The sequence below is a fragment of the Gilvimarinus japonicus genome (assembly GCF_042847215.1).
GTDB classification, from domain to species: Bacteria; Pseudomonadota; Gammaproteobacteria; order Pseudomonadales; family Cellvibrionaceae; genus Gilvimarinus; species Gilvimarinus japonicus.
On record NZ_AP031500.1, the window covers coordinates 1,043,235 to 1,063,385 of the forward strand.

The following is a 20,151-nucleotide window of genomic DNA, read 5'->3' on the forward strand; positions in this document are numbered from 1 at the left end:
CTATTCGCGATAATAAGATACACTAGGGTATCGTTAGTCGTTTTTCATTGGTCCATGGTCGCGGCAATTTACCCGTGTATTTGCCCATATCCTCATGAAGGATACCGGCGTTGAAGAGTTTATGTGAGGTACCCACAAAGCGGTGGGTTTTTAATTGTTGTGCTGGCGCTGCTGCGACTGTTGTGGGCGACTAGTAATACAGGCTCGCGGCCGCCTGAGTTGAGTATGGCGTCGCGTTTGGGCCACATGGGTTTGCACGCTTTGTTTCTTTTCGTGCCGGCGGTGAGGTTACGGCGCCAATATGGCTCGGGGCGGACATTTGATCCGTTTGGGTTGCCCGTTTTTCCGGGTTTGACTCTGGTAAAATTAGTTGGATGACCGACCTTGGAAGTCTGTTACACAGTAAACTTGGGTGGGTTTTACTGGCGGCTATTGTTGGCCACGTGAGCATGGTTATTTGGCATCGCCGAAAAAACGCAAAACAAGATGTACTGCCGAGAATGTTGGGCTAATCTCGGCCGGTATATCACAGTACACGCTCGCTAAACCCAGCGGCATTAAAAGTTAATGGGCTCCTGTTAATACCGCCGGAAACGGTCATTATGTGCCGGTTTTTCTCAGCAACGGGTGACGCGGCGGGACAAGATAAAATTCCAGACGTTCGTTGATGGCTTTCTCGCTGTACATCTGCTCAACGGTTGCTCGCGCCGCCAAGCCCAGCCTTAGCCTTTCACTACTGTCATTGAGCAAACGTTTTAGCAGCGCCTTGGCCTCTTCGTTATTATCAAATAGTAAGCCGTTGTGGCCATGCTCAATCCAATCCGAATAGCCTCCGTGGCGGTGGCACACCACCGGCAGAGCGCAAGCCATCGCTTCGATAACAACTCGGCCAAACGTTTCAATATGAGTATCAGTTTGATAATAAAAAACATCTAAGCTGCGTAAAAACTCGGCCGCCGCTTTTGTGCCAGCGGCGGTTAAGTGTACCGAAGGGTGGTCGATGTCAGATGCGATACAGCGCGCGCCTTGCAGGTGCCACTGTATTCCTTCATCGGCTAGCTCGCGGTAAAGTCCAATGTCTTTGTGGTTGTGCTTGTCGTTTGTGTCACGGCTCATACGACCGATCCGCAACGCCCCCGTTGCACGAGTCTGTGCAGGAGTAAATCGTTCCAGATCAATCGGGGAGGGATGTATCTCGGCAGGTACACCTAGCAAGGCGCGCTGAAAATCCGAGATCATCACATACTCAGGGGCGGGCCAGCCCGGCGGAACTTTGGCCGTACTTTCCAGCAAGTTGGGGAGCATGGTGTTGTACACATAAATAAGACGCTCGGGTGGAGCGGCCAAGCGCGGCCACAACTTACCGCGCCAATGCGTGCCGACAAAAATATAGGTGCCGCCGCGGGGCATGAAGCTCGGTACAGGGCGCGTGCGGCGGGCGTTATTCTCGCCAATGAGTGTCGGGCAGCCCTTTGAAGATGCGGCCCACAGTCGGGTACTTGTTTGTTGCGAGAGTAATCGGTACAGCTGTAGGGTTTCTTGCTCGCTGCCGCCATGGGGCGAATGAAAAGCGTTAAACAAGTGGATCATGACGTGCAGGGTCCTTCCTTGACGTGGATATTGGTTTGTTACTCGAAGGACACTACAGCAAGCATGTGAATAAGGCCTGTATTCACGTACAAACATTTACCACAGCCGAACTTTGGCGGTGGCCGAATGCTAACCTTGACGTGTAATAGGGCGCGGGCTGCGGTGGCCTTATTATAATGTTCGCGATGATACTTAGCCGGCTGTGATGAGTCAACGCTATAAGGTGCCAAAAAAAGCGCGTAAGTATTTAATGGCATCTTCAATGCTTAGGTGATAATGACGTGCTAGCGGAGCTAATTGAAAATTTAATGTGTTTACTCATAAACCAAAAAGGGCCGATCAATATTTTGGTCGGCCTTTTTTTAAACAGTTACACGTTTAGGTTGCGCTAGCCGGTTTTTGTTGGCGCGCCTCGGCGATGCGTCGCTCTTTGGCTTTGTGCTTACGGTACCAAATAATTACCCCGGTGATGCTTAATGCGGCAACGACGATACCCATAATCGAGATCAAAATACGACCAGGTAAACCGAGGATACGACCGGAATGCAGGGGAAACTGCGCCTGCACAAAGATGTCGGCAGCGGTGCCCTCCCAAGGCACAAAGTCACCCAATACCTCGCCGGTGTGGCCATCAAAAAATATTGCTTCATGGCCTACGCCGCCACTGCCGTGACTGTCGCCGCCGGCAAAGTATTCGACCCGGTAAATCCCCCAGTCGCGCGCATACCAAATAGAACCAACGGGTTGGCTCCAGCCAATGGCGTCGGCCTCTTGGCGGGCTACCTTTGATACATCGGCAAAGGTTAGTGTGGGGGTAATCGGGTTGTCGTGGTCGTTGGGCGTGCGCTGATCCAGTGGCGAGGGTGTTACGTCGGATACGGCCGACATAACCGGAAAAAATACTTCGCGATACAGGTTAAGCGAGAACGCGGTAAAGGCGATCACAAACAGTAGCCCCCACGTCCATAAGCCTAAAGCGCGGTGCAAATCAAAGTTAAAGCGAATCGGCCCGGCGCTGCGGCGGACTTTCCATGATGGCGCCCAGCGCTTCATATAGCTGCGGCTATTCTCGCGCTTTTTAGAGCGGCCACCTTTGGGCAGGGTGAGGTAGGCGCCAACAAAGCAGTCGAAGGTCCAGATAAGCGCAATCACGCCCAGCAGCCAAATACCCCAATGGTCGGTGCCCCAAAACTCGGGTATGTGCAGGCTATAGTGCAGCTTGTACAAAAATGACATAAAGGTTTCGCGGGTAATGGGCCACACGGCGCCCCATTCGCGTTTACCGATGATGTCGCCGCTGACCGGGTCGACGTAAACCTGATTAAACTCGGGTTTATACAGGTGGCCGGTCTCGGGGTTAACCCGTGGCTGTACCCAAAAATACTGCGAGTGGCCGGGCTCGGGGTGGACGTCAAAATAGGTAACCTCCACCTTGGGGAACTCGGTCTCTACCTTATCTGCTAATACAAACGCCGACAGCGCCTCACCTTTCGTGTGAACCTCATTGAGGTGCGGGTTTAACCACTCGTCCAGTTCGTGATCCCACGAGATAATCGCGCCGGTCAGCCCCGATACCACTAAAAAAGCGGCAATTGTCAGGCCCATATAGCGGTGCAGGTGAAGCATTAAAGAACGCATAGTACGAATCCAGATTTATAATGTTGCGCAAAAGTGTAATTGCTAATAGCCAGCCGCTGGTTAAAAACGCCAGCTTACTGTGGCTGACGCCTGCAGTGGTGCACCATAGTAAGCTTGGGTCCAGTAGAGGCTGTTCCAGTACTTTTCATCGGTTACGTTGCTAACATTCAGTGCCACGGTTACGTCGTCGGTAAGTTTGTAGCGGGCGAACACGTCCAGCAGGGCGTAACTGCTTTGGGTAATCTCGACCCCGGCCTCGGGCGAGGTTGAGACGGCGTCTTGCCAGTTGACGCTGGCACCGACCACCAGTTTGGGCTGCATGGGTACTTGATACGCTGCCGCCAATTTGACTAAGTTACGTGGTACGTAAGTGCGTACTTCGGCGCCGCTATTGTCGGTAATATCCACCCAGGTGTAGCCAATGCTCAGGTTGAGGTTGTCGCTCACGGCGCCGCTTAATTCCAGCTCCGCGCCTTCGCTCTCGTAAGCTTTGCCTAAATAGGTGTTAACGCCTTCTACCCGGCCAATGTACTCCCCCAAGTTAGTTTGCTCCGATTGAAAAAAGGCCAGTGTACCGGTGGCTTGGCCATCGTTCAGCTGCATTTTAAAACCGACTTCAGAGTTGTCACCCTGCGCTACGCCCAGCGGCCGAAACTCGGGGGTTACAAACGACTGTGGAGTAAAGACTTCACTGTAGCTGGCATAGAGCGATACGTTGTCCAGGAATGACCAAGTGAAACCGTAATAGGGTACGGTCTCATCAGCGTAAGTATCGGCCTCGACGCCGTAACTGTAACCGCTTTGGGTGACTTCCATTTGCCGTGCACCCAACAGTACCGAGAGCGAGTCGAGCAAGTTGAGGCGAGTGGCAAAGTACAGCGATTCGTGCTCTTGGTTGTCGACGTGACCATCGGTGAAGGTGTCATACACTTGTAACTCGGGTCGCGGGGTATTGCCCTCGGCCCAGTCGCTACCCAGCACCGGATACCCGTTAACGTAGTCGTACAATGATTGGCCGACGAGATCGATATCGGCCTTGTTGTAGCCGATCACCAAATCGTGGTCGCGCCCAAGCAGCGCGAAGGTGCCGTTAACGAATACATCCAAGACTTTTTGTTGTTCGTCGGCGCGGTAGCCGCTGGCGTAACCCAAAAGACCGATTTCGGTTTCCCGGTCGGGAGTGCCGTACACGTAAAACAGCTCAGAATCTTGCTCGATATCGTTTTGGGTGTACTGGGCATTTAAAGTCCAGTTTGCGCCAAGCGTTTGGTGCAACTCGACAAACGCTTGGGTGCGTTCAATGTCGCGGTAGGCCCAATCGGGCGCCGTACTGGTGCCTACGTTGTAGTCGGTGTCGCTGCCATCGGTGTAATACAAAGGTAACGCGCCCGATAAGCTGCCGGTAATGTCATTTTGGTTTTGGCTGTACCCTACCGTTAGCAGCGTACTGTCGGTAACGTCGCCCTCCACAATGCCGTAAAACACCGTGTTGTCGTTTTCATTGCGGTCTAGATAAGATTCGCCATCGTCTTTTGCCACCACTAAGCGGGCGCGCACGCGCTCGGTAACGGAGCCCGAAATATCGCCATCCAAACGGTAGCTGCTCTCGGGCCCAGCTTGCACGGCAATGCTGCCGCTGAGTTCGGCGGTGGGACGCTTGCGAATATAATTAATGGTGGCCGATGGGTTGGCCAGCCCGGTAATTAAACCGGCGGCGCCTTTAACAATTTCAACTTGCTCAAAAATGGCGGTGTCTTGATGGCCCTGAGATAAGCCGGCCGAAAACGGTACACCAACGCCATCGTATTGAAAATTAACAATATCAAAACCGCGGGCGGTAAAGTACGTGCGGTCGGTCTCTACGCTCTCGACGGTAACCCCTGGGGTGTAGCGCAATAAGTCATTAATATCGTCCAGGGCGAAATCGTCAATTTGGGTGCGAGAGATGACCGAGACGGTTTGCGGCGTCTCGTACACAGAGAGGTCTAACTTAGTCGCGCTTGAGGACTTCTCGGGCTCGCCATACACATTAACCACTTCGATTTGTGGCGGCGCAATGGTGGGTTGGGCGATGGCCGGTTGAATGGCGCTCATGGCAATTAGGGTTGCCAAGGGCAGGCGCATAGGGTGATTCATTAAGACCTCGAAGATAGACAGCGGTGTAGGGTGTATCTGGATGGCATTGGTAGCCAGTTTTAGGCCGAAAATATTATCAAAAGATAAGCTAAATATCAATCATTCTCAGTTGCATTTTTTACTGGGCTAGTACTATGAGAGGGGGTGGGGCAGAATATGGCTGCTACGCGCCGCGTTATGGTGCTTACCGTTGCAATCATCGGCAGTAACTAACGGTGCAGTAACTAACGACAGTGCAGGCCTAGCTGCTTACACGTGTCTGACAAGTTAAAAACGCCTAATAATAAATAAACAGGAGACAACCGAACATGGATAGTGATGTTAATACCTCCGCAGCACCCTCTAGCTTTCCCGTTAAAGTCAGGCACTTAGCATTATTGTATTTGTTACTGTTATTTGTGTTTGTACCCCTAAATGTGCTGCTTGGCATAATGCTCGAGGTTAAAGACGCGCCTGCATACAGGTACGACCTAACGCTTTACTTTTGTTTTTATGGGCTAATGGGCAGCGGCATTGCTCTTATGCTGCGTAAGAGCAATGTTTGCACAAGTGGTTTATTAAAAAAACCTTCGCGGCGGGACTGGCTACCGGCGTTACTGCTAACCGGCGCGAGTTTTGCGTTTACCATCACGGCGATTTACGGGGTGTTTGTCCCTCTGTCGTATTTTGCACCTGAATTTGTTCAATTTTGGTTACTTGACTCTCCAGGGTTGATTTATTTTACGGCCGATGGAGGTATTCCTTTTTGGGGGAATTTGTTTGGTTTTGCCGTTGTTGTCGTGATTGCGCCCGTGGTTGAAGAGTTGTTATTTCGGGGTGTGTTGCTGCACCGCTGGGCTTATCGATATGGTACGTCCACGGCAGTAGTCTGCTCGTCATTAATTTTTGGCCTATTGCACTCCGACCCAATAGGGGCGACTGTCTTTGGTGTGTTGATGTGTGTTATTTACCTCAAATCCGGCAGCTTGTGGGTCGCTATTATTTGCCATGGGGCCAATAACTTTGTTTGTTGGCTGTGGGGGGCGGGGGATATCGCGTACTTTGGTGTCGATTACGTTTACACCTTACGTGAGTTTCGCAGCGAGTGGCCTTGGGGCGTTATCGCTGCGGTTATAACCTTTGTACTGTTGGCCTTTTACCGAAAATATCCCTTTGCAAAACACGCTTTCACTTGGCCCAACGTGGCGGCTATTAACAAAAGCTGACACTGCTCTTGGGTTTTACGGCATTGGTTGGGTTGACGTTAAAGGATAGCTTTTCGCGGTAGCGGCGCCGTGTTGTGCGCTTGCGACCCTTCGCCGAAAGCGTCACTAACGTAAAAAGCGCGGGCGTTCTAAATGGCTAGCAGGGCAACCGGCCACGCAGCGCACCCTGTGGCGATCTTGAAGTTTGATTTAGCTCAACCGCCTATTTAACCGATGGGGCGGTGGCCGGCAGTTGTTCGCCGCAATGCTTACAGTGCACCGCGTCGCCTTCGTGACCGGCGCGGGTGCAGTTGGGGCAGTGGCGAGACACTCGCTCGCGCTGCATCTCTTGCGCGAGTTCGGCAGTGAGAATACCGGTAGGTACGGCGATGATTGAATAACCGGTCAGCATCGCCAGTGCCGAGATGATTTGCCCCAACACGGTTTGCGGCACGATATCGCCGTAGCCGACCGTCGTAATGGTAACAATGGTCCAATAAATACTTTTAGGAATGCTGGTGAATCCGTGCTCGGCCCCTTCGACCATATACATCAATGAGCCAAAAACGGTGGATAATATAAGCACCGAACTAAAAAAGACTAAGATTTTCCGTCGCGCCAGTAGCATGGTACGCATCAGCAAGTTGGCCTCGCCAAGGTAGCGCACCAACTTGAGAATACGGAAGATCCGCAGCACTCGCAGCATGCGAATAATAAGCAAGTTGTTAGCGCCGGGAATAAAAAATGCCAGATAGGAGGGCAGTATCGACAGTAGATCGACGATGCCGTAAAAGCTTTTAACGTACTGCCAGCGGTTTTCGGTGCAGTATAATCGCACTAAGTACTCGGCCGTAAACATGAGGGTAAATGCCCATTCTGCGGCCCGCAACCAAGGGCGGTAATTGATTGCAATCCAGTCGACCGACTCGAGCATAAGCACCAACACGCTGATGCAAATCGCCCAAATTAGCAACACATCAAAGCGCTGTCCCGCCGGCGTCTCCCAGCCAAAGATAGTACGGTTGAGCTTTTGCCGCCGGGTTTCGCTCTGCGGCCGCTCTGCGTTTGGTTTGGTAGATGACATTTAAGCGTCCTGTCTGATCGGGTATTGGCAAGGCTGCCCAGATTAAACCGAATTATAGTGCTATTGCCAACCGTCCTGGCGGAATCGCCGCCAGGGGCGCCTGAATGTGGCGCTAGAATGCTCGGTCGATGAGTGTCGCATATTTACAATACGAGCTGGGCAGAGGTGGTCTATTCTCGGTGTAGGGTTCGTTCGCTATACTTTGGCCCCTAACAATTTTTACGACGGAGATTAAACATGCGCGCGCTTAGATTATCGATATTGCTGGTGAGCTGGCTATTGACCTCACTCGCTGGTGTTAACGCTCTGGCCCAAGAGGCGTCAAGCGCTGCCGAGCCGGCGTACGATCAAGATGCCGATGGCGAAAGCCGGGCAAAAAAAGCCGCCAACGGTTTGCTTGGTCGGCCTGCGCCCGCGCTAACCTTAAAGACCATAGATGGAGAGTCTATCGACTTATTGTCGCTGTATGGCCGCAAGCCGGTTTACTTTAAGTTTTGGGCCACATGGTGTGTACCGTGTCGCCAGCAAATGCCAGGTTTTGAAGATATTTACCAAAAATACGGCGACGATATCGAAGTGATCGCGGTGAATACGGGCTTTAACGATAGCGAGGCGGCGATTCGTGAGTACACGCAAAAAATCACGATGTCGATGCCTATTGTTGTGGACGACGGTACGCTAGGCTCGCAGCTTAACCTGCAGGTCACGCCGATGCATGTATTGGTGGGGCGCGACGGCCGGGTCGCCTATGTCGGACATATTGACGGGCCGCGACTAGAGCGAGCGATTAAAGCGGTGATGGCCGAGGTCCCCGATGCCACCGTGGATGCGTCTGCGCCGACTCAGACGCGGCAGTTTGCTGTGGGCGATACCGTCGCAAACATAAGTTTAACGACACTCTCCGGTAAGAAGGTCGCCCTTGGCACGAGCGATAAACCGCAAGCGCTGATGTTTTTTGCGCCTTGGTGTGAGAGTTACTTGGCCGAGAGTCGCCCTGCCATGGCGGCAAATTGCGCGCGTATTCGTAAGCAGGTAGAAACGCTCGTTAAAAAATCAAACTATGCGTGGTATGGCGTCTCGTCTAATTTATGGGTTAGGCGTGACGAGGTAGAGGCCTATCGGCAGGAGACTAACACCGAACTGCCATTAGCCTATGACGGCAGCGGTGAATTATTTCGTGCGTTTGCGGTACGTGATATACCCACTATTGTTCTGATGAAACCAGATGGAACCGTTACAAAGATAATTGGCCCCGATACTCAGAACATTTCCGCAGCAATAAAGTAAACCGCTATGTATCGCGATAAAACTCTGGGCCGCCCGGCTCAGAGCTTTTGAATACGGCTTGTCCCTGAGGTGTCTAAGTTTAGCCTGGGCTCACCGCTATATTCCAGCGACGAGGCGCCACTGACACCGACCGATAACGCTTGCGTTGCTTTAATATTAACGTGGGTCGCACCCGATACATCGGCGTTTACAACCTTCGTCATAACCACGGCGCTGTCGTAATGGCTGGCACCCGAGACTGCAATCGTTATCCCTAAGACGCGACCGCATTAAAAACAGATGCAGCATAATGCTAATTTACAAATATGGTGCCGAGTTGTAGCGTAGGCGGGTACCGCAAACCTTAGGTTTATTATGATGCACCCAGATCACTTGCAACAATTGACCGATGCCAAGCGCGTTCTCGAAAGCCCCGGTATCGCCGCGCGGCTGTCTAATGCTTTAGGTACCCCGATTGAGAAGGCCCTTGATTTATTACCTAAGGGTGCTGGCGAGTTAGTGACGAGCGCCACCCGTAAAGCGCTGGAGGCGGCCATGAAGGCTGCGCTAACGGGCATGAACGATGATTTAAAGCCCCCCTCTAAACGATTGCATAAACTGACGGCAGCCGCCAGCGGTGGAATAGGCGGCGCGTTTGGCTTGTCGGCATTGGTGGTTGAGCTGCCGGTCTCTACGACATTAATGTTGCGCTCGATTGCCGATATCGCCAGAAGCGAAGGCGAGGCGCTAAGCGAGCGCGAGGCGCAGCTTGCCTGTTTGGCCGTTTTTGCATTGGGCGGGCCCAGCGCCTCTGACGATGGTACTGAGACAGGCTATTTTGGGGTGCGTGCCGCAATGGCAAAAGCAATGTCCGACGCTTTAGCCCACGTGTCGCGCCACGGTATGGCGCAGCAGGGGGCGCCCGCGATGGTGCGTTTTATGAGCCAAATAGCAGCGCGTTTTAGTATTCCCGTCTCAGAGAAAGTGGCCGCCCAGTCGGTGCCTATTATTGGCGCTGTGGGTGGCGCGACCATCAATACATTGTTTATGGATCACTTTCAAAAGATGGCCAGTGGTCATTTTGTGGTTCGTCGGCTGGAGCGCCTCTATGGCGCTCGCGAGGTAAAGCGGCAATATGCGCTAATACCAACGTCTTTGTCTTAAACTGATGGGATCAAAAATTACCGCTGCGCGACACTGGCAGGCTCTGTGCTTTGTTAATCACTAAGTGACTTTATTGTACCTTTAACTCAGCAAGGAGTAGATCATGCAAAAGTATGCAACAGCACATTGGGAAGGCGGCTTAAAAGATGGTAACGGCCATATCTCGACCGAGAGCGGTGCCCTTAAAGACCAACCCTACGGTTTTAATACTCGCTTTGAAGACAAGCCTGGCTCTAACCCCGAAGAGCTATTGGGCGCCGCCCACGCCGGATGTTTTTCTATGGCGCTCTCCGGGCAGCTCGCCGAGGCGGGGCTGACGGCTAAGAGCATTGATACTAAGGCGAGCGTTGTGCTTGAAAAAGACGGGGATGGTTTTTCCATTCCCGAGGTTAGGCTGACGGTCAGTGCCCGTGTGCCCGGGGCCGATCAGGCGGCATTTGATAAAGCGGCCAATGCCGCAAAAGAGGGCTGCCCGCTCTCTAAGGTATTAAACGCAAAAGTGGTTATGTCAGCAGAGCTGCTGTCCTAGCAAACCTTAATAGCTACCCTAAAAACCCGCTGTAATGGCGGGTTTTTTGTGTGTAAAACTAACGTTTTTCTTGTAATTATTACGTGTGGTTAGTGCCGTTTTTTAATATCTCCAAAAACTCCGTGATCGGGTTAAAACTATTTGTCACTGTTGCGATAAAAACTGTGAGCCAGTTGTTAAATAAAAAATCTACTCATATTTGGCACGGCTGTTGCGACATCCCAGTCACCATAGTTTATGGCGAACTAAGTTATCGGAGACGTATCATGGTTAAGAAGATTTCATCAGCAGTTCTGTTTTGTGTTTGTTCTTCCACAGCAGTTGGAGCATTAGCGCAGTCGGATGGTGGAAATGGCTGGCGTTTACAGCCGGAGTTTTCAGTCGGCGGTGGCTACGGCGTAACCAAGCTTAAAGATGAAGATTTTGATGAGGATGAGGCGGCCAAAAAAGCGTTTGCCTTAGTTAAGTTTAACGAATACATCGGCGTCGAAACTGCCTACATCGATTTTGACGAGGCCCGCAATGACCGGGTTGAGTTTGACCCCACAGGCGTAACCTTAGGGTTGATTTTGGAGGCGCCCATTACCGAGATGTTTTCGGTTTACGCCAAAGGCGGGCAAATGTGGTGGGATGCTGATGCTAAGCTGGATTTAGAAGTGGCCGAGGCGACAGATAGCTTTGATGGCGATGAAACCTTTTGGGGCGTTGGTACTAAATTTCAGTTGACCGAGCACCTAGATTTTAAAATTGAGTATGAGCGTTTTAACTTTGATATCTCACGAGACGAAGTAGATGTGCTGCAAAGTCGCGACATTAACATGGATGTCGACTACGCCAGCGCTAACTTACAGTTTACGTTTTAGTAGCGTCGGATAAGGCGCGCGAACAAACGGCGCGGGCAACCGCGCCGGCTTGAACGGCTGGGGGATACGAGTTCGACTACAGGGCTAAACACACAAACAGGTATAGAGGACAAGGCAATGAGTATCCAAATGAAACGCAATGCGACGAGTAATGTTTTGGCTCGGACACCTTTGGCGTTGCTACTGGCTGGACTGATCTCGGCATCACCTTTCGTGTTGGCCGAGAGTGGACCTAAAGTAGTCGATGAAGATGCGCGAACCAGTCAAGTGTTACAGGCGCCCACCTTCGATCAGGTTGACGCTGACGGCAGTGGCGAGCTGAGCGCAGAAGAGTTGGCGAGCTATTATCAGCAACAGCTGGACAAAAACGGCTGGAGCGATGAGCAAGTCGTGACCCGTTACGACGCTAACGCCAGTGGCGGTTTAAACCCGCCCGAGTACGAGCAGTTGTTAAGCACCTTGCTTGATCAGCATATTGCGCAAATGAAAAACAGCGCGCAGCAACGCGAAATGCAAACCGAGACTCAAAGGCAAGCCGATGCTGCCAACCGAGCAGGAACCGACCCTTATTTAGCCGAGCGCACGGCAAAGCGTAAGGAGCAAGTGCAGTCGGGCTACCAGGCCGGTAACGCTGTTACCATCAGCGAGGCTAAGCAAGTGGCGCCAGAGCAACTCGATGGATTAGATGTGGTTAACCGCAATGGCGAAGATGTCGGCGAGATCGACAAGGTCATCTCCAAAGATGGCCGCGTTACCGAAGTCGTGGTAAGCGTTGGCGGCTTTATGGGAATTGGCGATAAAGAGGTGCTGGTTGACGCCAAAAGCTTGCAGGTGACCGGCAATAAGGTCGTATGGAATACCCCGATGGATAAAGAAGCGATTGATAATTTGCCCGAATACAAAGAGGGCGACAAGGTCAGCTCGCTTGGTTACTAAATAGCCCACTGGCGAACTGCCAGAGCGGCTACATATAAAGTGGATGCGTCGATGGCTGCATCCACTATTTACCGCAAAGCGGCCCTTTATTGGGCCGCTTTTTTGTGGACGAATGCTAGCGCTAAAGCTACTATCGGTCTATGAGTCAAAACCCTATCAATCAGTTGCTTCGTCCCAATTCCGTCGCCGTTATCGGCGCTTCTAACCGGCCCAACCGACCGGGTAATGCAGTGATGCGCAATTTGCTGCGGGCCGAGTTCTCGGGCCCCATTATGCCGGTTAACCCTAAATACCAGTCGGTTAACGGTGTGTTGGCTTATCCGTCGATCGCCGCGCTGCCAGCGGTGCCCGATTTGGCGATTATTTGCACGCGGGCCGATCGAGTGCCGGCGGTGATTAACGAGCTGGGCGCAAAAGGGTGTCGCAATGCCATTGTGATAGCGGCCGGGTTGCATGTTGCGCAAGCAGACGGCACAAGTTTGCAACGGCAAATGCTCGATAACGCCCGCCACTGGCAGATGCGGATTTTAGGGCCCAATAGTTTGGGCTTAATTGTGCCGGCCATTGGCCTTAACGCCAGCTATGCCCATATCGGCGCACTGCCGGGTAAAATCGCTTTTGTCTCGCAGTCATCGTCTGTGTGTACCACCATTCTCGATTGGGCCGAGCGTCGCCAAATTGGTTTTTCGCACTTTATTGCTCTGGGCGATGCCGCCGATGTTAACTACGCCGAGCTGCTGGATTTTTTAGGGCAAGACGGAAAAACCTCGGCCATTTTGCTCTATGTCGAATCCATTCGCCAAGGGCGGTTGTTTATGTCGGCGGCGCGCGCCGCGTCAAAAAACAAACCCATTTTGGTGATTAAAACCGGCCACACACTAGAGAGCTTAGAAACTGCCACCGAGGCGCGGCGCGCGGATATCGGTGCCGATGGGGTTTACGATGCCGCGTTTCGGCGCGCCGGTATGTTGCGGGTGGGCGAGCTGCGCGAACTGTTTGCCGCGGTAGAAACGCTGGCCCACGGCAAGCCGATTAAAGGTGAGCGCTTGGCCGTGTTGGCCAATGGTGTGGGGCCGAGCTTGATGGCGGTCGATACGTTAATCAGCGATGGCGGCCGACTTGAAGCGTTATCCGGTGAGACGCAAGCAAAACTGCAGGCATTGGTGCCACTGGGTGGCCACGCTAATAATCCTGTTAACCTGCTGGGTGATGCCTCCCCCGAGTTGTATCAAAACGCCCTAGAGATTTTGTTAGACGCGCCCGAGGTGGATAATTTACTGGTGCTGCACAGCCCATCGGCGTTGGTTAATGGCGATACCTATGCCGCCAAAGTGATTCAAACGGTTAAGCGGCGCAAAGGCAGAATACCCAACTTGCTGGTGGCCTGGATGGGTGAGAACGCCTCTTTGGTGGCTCGTGAGCGATTCTCTAAGGCGGGCATTGCCTCGTTCCGCACGCCAGAGGGCGCCGTGGGGGCGTTTATGCACATGGTGCAGTATCGTCGCAACCAAAAGCTATTAATGGAAACCCCCGAGTCAATTCCGGCGGGTATTCCGGACGATTACCTCGCCGCCCGGCAACTGATTGAAGACGCCCGTCAAAAGCAACTGCATTATTTAGATACCCATCAGGCGGCCGACTTATTAGCCGCCTATGGCATTCACACCCTGGCGACCTTAACCGCTCGCGATGCCAGTGAGGCCGCAAGCCAAGCCGACAAACTTGGTTATCCGGTAGCATTAAAAATTCTCTCGCGAGATATCCCCCATAAATCCGATGTGGGTGGTGTGGTACTCAATTTACATTCACCGGACGAAGTTACCTCGACCGCCGCTAACATGTTGGTGCGTGCCCGCGAGACTTATCCAGATGCTAAGCTCGAAGGCTTTACCTTGCAGAATATGGCGCGCCGGGCCGGCGCCCACGAGCTGCGTATTGCGGTAAAAAACGATCCAGTATTTGGTCCGGTCATTTTATTGGGCGAAGGCGGCACTGAGCTCGACACCGAGCGGCATTCGGTGGTGGGCTTGCCGCCGCTGAATATGGCACTGGCCCGCTACTTAGTCATTCAAGCGCTGGCCGAGGGCAAGCTGCGCGACCGACAACTACAGCAGCCGCTCGACCGCCAGGCATTGGCGGTATTGTTAACCAAAATTAATCAAATAATTATCGATAACCCCGCGATTGTTGAGTTGGACATTAACCCGGTATTAGCCTCAGGACATGAGCTGACCGTGCTGGACATTAATGTCACCCTGGGCGACCCAGAAACCCGCAACTTAGTGATTCGCCCTTACCCTAAAGAGTTAGAAGAACCCCACACGTTAGCCTCGGGGCGCGAGGTTTTGTTGCGCCCCATCCGCCCCGAAGATGAAAGCACCCACCGCGAGTTTGATGTACAGCTCACGGGGCTCGATCGTTACAACCGCTACTTTGCCGAACTGCCGAAGCTTGGCCACGAGCAACTGGCCCGACAAACCCAGATAGACTACGACCGCGAAATGGCGTTTATCGCCAGCGCGCAAAAAGCCAACGGCGAATGGGAAACCCTAGGCGTCGCGCGGGTGCTGACCGATCCCGAAAACATCGAAGGCGAGTTTGCGGTGATTGTGCGCGGCGATATAAAAGGCCAAGGGCTGGGCAAGCGGCTGCTGCGTAAGCTGCTCGAGTATTGCCGCCAACGCGGATTGCGTTATTTAACCGGCGAAACCATGCCGCAAAACCGAGGTATGGCAGGTCTCGCCCGCGCGGTTGGTTTTACGGTTAAGTATCAGCGTGAAGAAGGGGTTGTGACGATGCGGTATGATTTTTTGGAGAACGAATAGAGGAGCTATAAATTAGTTGTAGGATTGCTGCTAAATTAATTATCCAGTGGATAAAATTGAAAGGCCCCTGTAATTTTCTGAGGGAGGTCGACTTTTAGGGTTTCGGGGACAGTTTGTTTAATTGTTTAGGGATTTCGTATGCTTCGTTATGCTTTCTGAGTCGATAGGTATGCATTTACGGCATCTATGTATTTCGAGGCTAAATTCGATGCCAATTTTTCTTGCTCGACAAGCCTTCCCTCGCTAATGACGTCTCCATTATTTTGAGCTACCTCTGTGTTCCAGTTTTTATCAATATAAGCGCGTTTAAACTGGCTTTCCTGTGTTCGGTAATAATCAAACAAATCAGTGTGCTCGCCAATTCCCGCCGATTCGATTGAGCTGGAGCCTTGTAGCAGCTTCGTGAAGTACTCTTCGTTATCAAGTAAGTTTGAGTTATCTTTTTCAAGATGGTTTTGTAAAAAATTGTTTAACTCTATTCCTTTACGTATTTTATCCGCGCTAGCTAATATTTCTTTAGCGTACCCTGGAAACTTTTCCGCGTCCCGGAGTGTTTGAGATAGGTTTCTGGAGTTTACCTGTAAGGTGTTTTTTTTGATATCGCTAAGCAAGCTGGACAAGCCAGAACTCGTTTCCTTGCTCAGGTTAAATCCATCGATTACATCTTGCGCAATGAGTAATTGGTAGTTGACTGAAAAAATATCATAGTCACTTTTCAATGAGGTAAAGGAGCTATAAATGGCTCGATCAAATGTGCTCTGTATGGAAGCCCTATCTTGCGGTGAAAGATCATCATGTGTATCTGTTAAAATTTTATCTAGCGTATTGGTAAATGAGGCTTTCCCCGAGCTGGCATAGTCATCAAGATAGTTGATCGTCAGGCCATTGTAGGGAATTGATCCCCCGTACATAGCAACTACCCCGAATTGGTCACCAGAAGCCGGCTCATAGCCAATCACGCGCTCTCCGGCGGATACACCGCCATGAGACATAGAATACCTTATAGAATCTAGAAACCCTTGGCTAAAAACCGGATCGCCAGATGCCTCAAGAGTATCAGCAAACTGATTGCGACCTGCATCGGATAGCGAGTTCGCATAAGTGTTTAATTCGAAAAGAAAAAGGGATGTAGGCGATAGGTTCACCTGTTCGTCAACCCCCTTTTGATCTACAATTTTTAATGCCTCCGAAACGGATACGTCACTCAAGGTAGGTTTTCCGGTGCTGGAGGCGCTCGGCGTGAACGACATCGTATTCGTTGTTGAACTGATCGACACTTGTAGCTCCTTTAGTTTGCCGTATTGCCCTCATGTTAACGACAAGTTTTAAAGAAACTTTAAGGTTAAACTAATTCATTGTGCGGCACCTGGCATCCAGTGGCCTCTATGTGTCAACCATGACTCATGAACCCCGGGGAAGTTTACTTAATTTGTCGTCTTAATGATTAAAGGGTTTAGGCGCGTGGGGTGTAAGCGTCGTGGGTTTGTTGTTTTGGGTTGCTGTCGTAACTGCAATAATAGTGCTTTAGCAAATGTCACATAACAAAGTTTGGTTGCTGCCTTGGCTTGGGGTGCGCAAGAAAAGCGTGCAGCCCCAATACGTGGCGTTTGCTCCAAGTTACCCATAGCCAGTAGGTACACAGTTGAATTTTGGTGTACCCCGTACCCCGTACCCCGTACTTAAAGCTTCGCCATCGCCTTAACATGCGCCACCACACTACGGCCCAATGCGGGCAAATCGTATCCACCTTCTAGCATCGAGACGATACCGCGACATTGCTCGTGCTCGTCGACGTAAGCGCGCAGTTGTTCACTGACCCATTGGTAGTCTTGCTCGGTTAAGCTGACCGACGACATGTCGTCCAGTAAATGCGCATCAAAGCCGGCTGACACCAGGATAAGCTCGGGTGCGAAGTTTTCTAGTGCCGGTAGCCAGTGATCGCTAATCGCCTGCTGAAACTCTGGACCTTTGGTGGTGGCTGGTAAGGGTACGTTGATTATGTTGGGGCGATGTACATCAATGTCGGTGCCTGGGTAAAACGGGTACTGAAAGCTGGAGCAAAAGATTACGCGCGGTTCATCGAGGAAGATGTCTTGGGTGCCGTTGCCGTGGTGTACGTCAAAATCGATGATGGCGACGCGTTTTAGCCCGTAGGCGTCTAGTGCGTGGTAGGCGGCTACGGCAATGTTATTGTACAAACAAAAGCCCATGGCCCGTGCGCGTTCGGCGTGATGGCCCGGTGGGCGCACGTTGCAAAAAACGACTTTGGTGGTGCCTTGCATGACTAGATCAACCCCTTGGACACCGCTGCCGGCGGCGTAACGGGCGGCCACTAAGCTTTGCGGGCTAAGAAATATATCGTCGCCCAGGCTGACAATACCTTCGCTAGGCAAGTGGGTATTAAGCCAGTGCAAGTATTGTTGGTCGTGCGCGCGCGCCAGCTGTGTGTCGGTTACCTTGATGGCATCGCGCTCGGTGAGTACAAACTCCAACCCGCTGCTAAGCAGTTGGTTGTGGATGGCCTCTAACCGCTCGGGGCTCTCGGGGTGGCCGTCGGGCATAGAGTGCTCAAGGCAGGCAGGGTGGCTGATAATAATGGCTGTCATAATTATTATTGTTACATATTTTTTGACGCAATGAATGGCGTTATTTTTGTGGCTATTAGCTCAAATGTAACACTTTGGTGGGGACCTTGTGGCGTGGGGAATGTTTGTCTATTGGTAAGTGGGGCGCGCTAACGCCCCACTTACCATGCTTTTAGCGCCCGAGTAATTGCCCTAGTTTTTGGTTTTCGGTTTCAATGTGTTTGTAAAAGTCGGTATCGCTTAACTGCGAGGCGGCAGCTTCGTCAATGATGATAACCGCGTCTGGGTGCAGCTGCAGGGCCGATGCGGGGCACGCGGCGGTGAGTGGGCCTTCGACGGTGGCTTTGATCGCCTCGGCTTTTGCCTCACCGGTGGCCAGTAGCACGGTTTTTTTCGACTCTAAAATAGTGCCGATGCCCATGGTGATGGATAGCTGCGGCTGGTATTCATCGGCGCTAAAAAAGCGTGAGTTATCGGCGATGGTTTCTTTGGTTAAAGTTTTAATGCGAGTGCGCGAGGCCAGCGACGAGGAGGGTTCGTTAAAGCCGATGTGACCGTTGCGGCCAATGCCTAGCAACTGTATATCAATACCGCCGGCGTCAGTGATGTCGCGCTCGTATTGCTCGCACGCGGCACGCGGGTCTTTGGCGTTGCCGGGGGGGACGTGAGTGTTGGTTTTGTCGATATCCACATGGTCGAACAGGTTAACGTTCATAAAGTGACGATAACTTTGCGGGTGATCGTCAGCAAGGCCCAGGTACTCATCCAAGTTAAAGCTGTGTGCGTTGGCAAACGATACGTCGCCGTTTTGGTTGCGGGCGATAAGCGCTTTGTAGAGCGCGACCGGAGTCGAACCTGTCGCCAGACCCAGTACCGAATTGGGTTTTTGTTTGAGCTGTTTGCTAAAAATATCGGCGCCATAAGCGGCGACGGCGGCGGCATCTTTTAATATGACGACTTTCATGTTGACTCCACAGATGTATGAGATTGGTGTGCACCGGCAACCCAGGTGTTGCGGACGTTAAAATCATTGTCAAAGTGCACAAGATCGGCGCGCCAACCGGTGGCGATTTGGCCGAGCTGGTTGTCTAACTGTAAATACTGCGCGGGGTAGAGCGATGCCATGCGCAGGCATTCGCCCAGCTCAACCCCGACGTCTTGATGGCAAATACGCACCGCGTCGATCATGCCGATGGCGCTGCCGGCCAAGCGACCCTCGGCGTTTACCAGGGCGCCGTCTTGCTCATAAATAGTTTCGCCGTAAATGCTAAAAGACTTCTGCGTGCTACCGACGGTCGACATCGCATCGGTGACAAGGTAGAGCTTGCCGTTGGGTTTAGCGTTTAAGGCAGCGCGCACGGCACCTGAGTGCACATGATGGTTGTCGCAAATAATCGCGCACCAGGTGTCGTCACTTGCAAAGGCGGCGCCTACCACGCCCGGATCGCGACCGGTAAGCGGGCGCATGGCGTTGTATAAATGGGTAAAGCCGCTGATGCCTTCATCAATGCCGGCCATTACCTGCTCGTAATGCGCATTGCTGTGGCCGGCGCAGACAATTAAGCCCGCCTCGACCAAGGTTTTAATTTGGCCTGTGTGTGCGTGCTCGGGGGCCAGAGTAATCATGGTGGCAAAGTCACCGCTGATCTCGGTGAGCCACTGGGTGTCGGCGGGCTCCATCTCGCGAATATAGCGGGCGTTGTGTGCACCGCGCTTGTCCATATCAAAAAATGGTCCTTCGATATGTATGCCTAAAATCCCGCTCATGCCGGAGGTTACGGCATCCGCGACAGCTCTTACTCCAGCTTGATGAGTGTCGCGGGTGTCGCTGATTAGGGTTGGCAGCATACTGGTGGTGCCGGTAGGGCGGTGACCATCGAGCATGGTTTGCAGTGCGCTAACACTGGTATCATTAGTAAAGAAGCTGCCGCCGCCGCCGTTGACCTGTAAGTCAATAAAGCCGGGGGCGATAATACCGCCGTCGAGGTCGATTATGCCGGCATCGTGGACAACGTTGTCATTTTCGGCCGTAAAAATCAGCTTATCGCCGTCGATAATCAGTACCTGATTATCCAAAAACTTGTCGCCAGTAAAAATTCTGGCTCCTACAAGTGCTTGTTTCATAAGAATATTTACCTGTTTTGTGGGTAAACAAAGAGGTTTGCTGCTAGTCGCGGCGCCACTTTGGTGCTTACTCTTTGGGCTATTATCGAACGTTTTTGGCCTTGGTTGCAATCTATTGTGTTTATTTTTGCCCGTCTCCTAACTCGTAGGGTGGGACGTGATGTATACTTTGATGATTGGTAAGACCACAAAGGTTGACCAAAATTGGTAAAGTTGTTAGGCTGTCT

At 52.1% G+C, this 20,151-nt stretch carries 15 protein-coding genes and 2 pseudogenes; 8 read left to right on the top strand and 9 right to left on the bottom strand.

What is annotated here, in order from left to right:
* Window positions 1-356: 356 nt before the first annotated feature.
* Window positions 357-512, top strand: a pseudogene (locus tag ACGHAD_RS04425) (cytochrome b/b6 domain-containing protein); the annotation flags it as partial.
* Between the two features lie 88 nt (window positions 513-600).
* Here the strand turns inward: ACGHAD_RS04425 and ACGHAD_RS04430 are convergent.
* From ACGHAD_RS04430 to ACGHAD_RS04440, 3 genes are all read right to left on the bottom strand, one after another.
* Window positions 601-1,590: a glycosyltransferase family 4 protein gene (locus ACGHAD_RS04430; RefSeq protein ID WP_382413547.1), complete on the bottom strand. Its 990-nt coding sequence runs from the start codon at window positions 1,588-1,590 to the stop codon at window positions 601-603.
* A gap of 378 nt (window positions 1,591-1,968) precedes the next feature.
* Window positions 1,969-3,228, bottom strand: coding sequence for a PepSY-associated TM helix domain-containing protein (locus ACGHAD_RS04435; RefSeq protein WP_382413545.1), 1,260 nt, complete (start codon window positions 3,226-3,228; stop codon window positions 1,969-1,971).
* A 60-nt stretch (window positions 3,229-3,288) separates the two neighbouring features.
* Window positions 3,289-5,364, bottom strand: a complete 2,076-nt coding sequence (locus tag ACGHAD_RS04440) for a TonB-dependent siderophore receptor (RefSeq protein WP_382413543.1) — start codon at window positions 5,362-5,364, stop codon at window positions 3,289-3,291.
* A gap of 308 nt (window positions 5,365-5,672) precedes the next feature.
* Between ACGHAD_RS04440 and ACGHAD_RS04445 the strand changes: the two genes are divergently transcribed.
* On the top strand, window positions 5,673-6,569 hold the full coding sequence (locus ACGHAD_RS04445; protein ID WP_382413541.1) for a type II CAAX prenyl endopeptidase Rce1 family protein: 897 nt from the start codon (window positions 5,673-5,675) through the stop codon (window positions 6,567-6,569).
* Window positions 6,570-6,771: 202 nt separating this feature from the next.
* Here ACGHAD_RS04445 and ACGHAD_RS04450 read toward each other — a convergent pair whose 3' ends face one another.
* Window positions 6,772-7,632: an ion transporter gene (locus ACGHAD_RS04450; protein ID WP_382413539.1), complete on the bottom strand. Its 861-nt coding sequence runs from the start codon at window positions 7,630-7,632 to the stop codon at window positions 6,772-6,774.
* A gap of 237 nt (window positions 7,633-7,869) precedes the next feature.
* Between ACGHAD_RS04450 and ACGHAD_RS04455 the strand changes: the two genes are divergently transcribed.
* Window positions 7,870-8,919 (top strand): TlpA family protein disulfide reductase, encoded by a 1,050-nt coding sequence (locus tag ACGHAD_RS04455; protein WP_382413537.1) that lies wholly within the window; start codon window positions 7,870-7,872, stop codon window positions 8,917-8,919.
* Window positions 8,920-8,957: 38 nt separating this feature from the next.
* Here ACGHAD_RS04455 and ACGHAD_RS04460 read toward each other — a convergent pair.
* A pseudogene (locus tag ACGHAD_RS04460) lies at window positions 8,958-9,173 on the bottom strand (GIN domain-containing protein); the annotation flags it as partial.
* Window positions 9,174-9,273: 100 nt separating this feature from the next.
* Between ACGHAD_RS04460 and ACGHAD_RS04465 the strand changes: the two are divergent.
* From ACGHAD_RS04465 to ACGHAD_RS04485, 5 genes are all read left to right on the top strand, one after another.
* The gene (locus ACGHAD_RS04465) at window positions 9,274-10,062 is read left to right on the top strand and encodes an EcsC family protein (protein ID WP_382413535.1); all 789 of its coding nucleotides are present in this window, start codon (window positions 9,274-9,276) and stop codon (window positions 10,060-10,062) included.
* A 103-nt stretch (window positions 10,063-10,165) separates the two neighbouring features.
* Window positions 10,166-10,591, top strand: coding sequence for an OsmC family protein (locus tag ACGHAD_RS04470; RefSeq protein WP_339616574.1), 426 nt, complete (start codon window positions 10,166-10,168; stop codon window positions 10,589-10,591).
* Between the two features lie 266 nt (window positions 10,592-10,857).
* Window positions 10,858-11,454: an outer membrane beta-barrel protein gene (locus tag ACGHAD_RS04475; RefSeq protein WP_339616575.1), complete on the top strand. Its 597-nt coding sequence runs from the start codon at window positions 10,858-10,860 to the stop codon at window positions 11,452-11,454.
* 117 nt (window positions 11,455-11,571) lie between these two features.
* The gene (locus tag ACGHAD_RS04480; RefSeq protein WP_339616576.1) at window positions 11,572-12,390 is read left to right on the top strand and encodes a PRC-barrel domain-containing protein; all 819 of its coding nucleotides are present in this window, start codon (window positions 11,572-11,574) and stop codon (window positions 12,388-12,390) included.
* Between the two features lie 140 nt (window positions 12,391-12,530).
* Window positions 12,531-15,215: a bifunctional acetate--CoA ligase family protein/GNAT family N-acetyltransferase gene (locus tag ACGHAD_RS04485; protein ID WP_382413532.1), complete on the top strand. Its 2,685-nt coding sequence runs from the start codon at window positions 12,531-12,533 to the stop codon at window positions 15,213-15,215.
* Between the two features lie 146 nt (window positions 15,216-15,361).
* Here ACGHAD_RS04485 and ACGHAD_RS04490 read toward each other — a convergent pair whose 3' ends face one another.
* From ACGHAD_RS04490 to nagA, 4 genes are all read right to left on the bottom strand, one after another.
* Complete coding sequence (locus tag ACGHAD_RS04490) at window positions 15,362-16,492, bottom strand: hypothetical protein (protein ID WP_390403406.1); 1,131 nt, start codon at window positions 16,490-16,492, stop codon at window positions 15,362-15,364.
* A gap of 402 nt (window positions 16,493-16,894) precedes the next feature.
* Window positions 16,895-17,821 carry a histone deacetylase family protein gene (locus ACGHAD_RS04495; RefSeq protein WP_382413528.1) on the bottom strand — a complete coding sequence of 309 codons (927 nt, stop codon included), beginning with the start codon at window positions 17,819-17,821 and terminating at the stop codon, window positions 16,895-16,897.
* Window positions 17,822-17,972: 151 nt separating this feature from the next.
* On the bottom strand, window positions 17,973-18,764 hold the full coding sequence (gene nagB, locus ACGHAD_RS04500) for a glucosamine-6-phosphate deaminase (RefSeq protein WP_382413526.1): 792 nt from the start codon (window positions 18,762-18,764) through the stop codon (window positions 17,973-17,975).
* Complete coding sequence (gene nagA, locus ACGHAD_RS04505; protein WP_382413524.1) at window positions 18,761-19,924, bottom strand: N-acetylglucosamine-6-phosphate deacetylase; 1,164 nt, start codon at window positions 19,922-19,924, stop codon at window positions 18,761-18,763. Before nagA ends, nagB begins: the two co-directional genes overlap by 4 nt.
* Window positions 19,925-20,151 lie beyond the last annotated feature (227 nt).

Excerpts from the sequence above, each read along its gene's own strand:
- ACGHAD_RS04430 (WP_382413547.1), bottom strand. The coding sequence starts at position 1,590 with ATGATCCACTTGTTTAACGCTTTTCATTCGCCCCATGGCGGCAGCGAG.
- ACGHAD_RS04435 (WP_382413545.1), bottom strand. The coding sequence starts at position 3,228 with ATGCGTTCTTTAATGCTTCACCTGCACCGCTATATGGGCCTGACAATT.
- ACGHAD_RS04440 (WP_382413543.1), bottom strand. The coding sequence starts at position 5,364 with ATGAATCACCCTATGCGCCTGCCCTTGGCAACCCTAATTGCCATGAGC.
- ACGHAD_RS04445 (WP_382413541.1), top strand. The coding sequence starts at position 5,673 with ATGGATAGTGATGTTAATACCTCCGCAGCACCCTCTAGCTTTCCCGTT.
- ACGHAD_RS04450 (WP_382413539.1), bottom strand. The coding sequence starts at position 7,632 with ATGTCATCTACCAAACCAAACGCAGAGCGGCCGCAGAGCGAAACCCGG.
- ACGHAD_RS04455 (WP_382413537.1), top strand. The coding sequence starts at position 7,870 with ATGCGCGCGCTTAGATTATCGATATTGCTGGTGAGCTGGCTATTGACC.
- ACGHAD_RS04465 (WP_382413535.1), top strand. The coding sequence starts at position 9,274 with ATGATGCACCCAGATCACTTGCAACAATTGACCGATGCCAAGCGCGTT.
- ACGHAD_RS04470 (WP_339616574.1), top strand. The coding sequence starts at position 10,166 with ATGCAAAAGTATGCAACAGCACATTGGGAAGGCGGCTTAAAAGATGGT.
- ACGHAD_RS04475 (WP_339616575.1), top strand. The coding sequence starts at position 10,858 with ATGGTTAAGAAGATTTCATCAGCAGTTCTGTTTTGTGTTTGTTCTTCC.
- ACGHAD_RS04480 (WP_339616576.1), top strand. The coding sequence starts at position 11,572 with ATGAGTATCCAAATGAAACGCAATGCGACGAGTAATGTTTTGGCTCGG.
- ACGHAD_RS04485 (WP_382413532.1), top strand. The coding sequence starts at position 12,531 with ATGAGTCAAAACCCTATCAATCAGTTGCTTCGTCCCAATTCCGTCGCC.
- ACGHAD_RS04495 (WP_382413528.1), bottom strand. The coding sequence starts at position 17,821 with ATGACAGCCATTATTATCAGCCACCCTGCCTGCCTTGAGCACTCTATG.
- nagB (WP_382413526.1), bottom strand. The coding sequence starts at position 18,764 with ATGAAAGTCGTCATATTAAAAGATGCCGCCGCCGTCGCCGCTTATGGC.
- nagA (WP_382413524.1), bottom strand. The coding sequence starts at position 19,924 with ATGAAACAAGCACTTGTAGGAGCCAGAATTTTTACTGGCGACAAGTTT.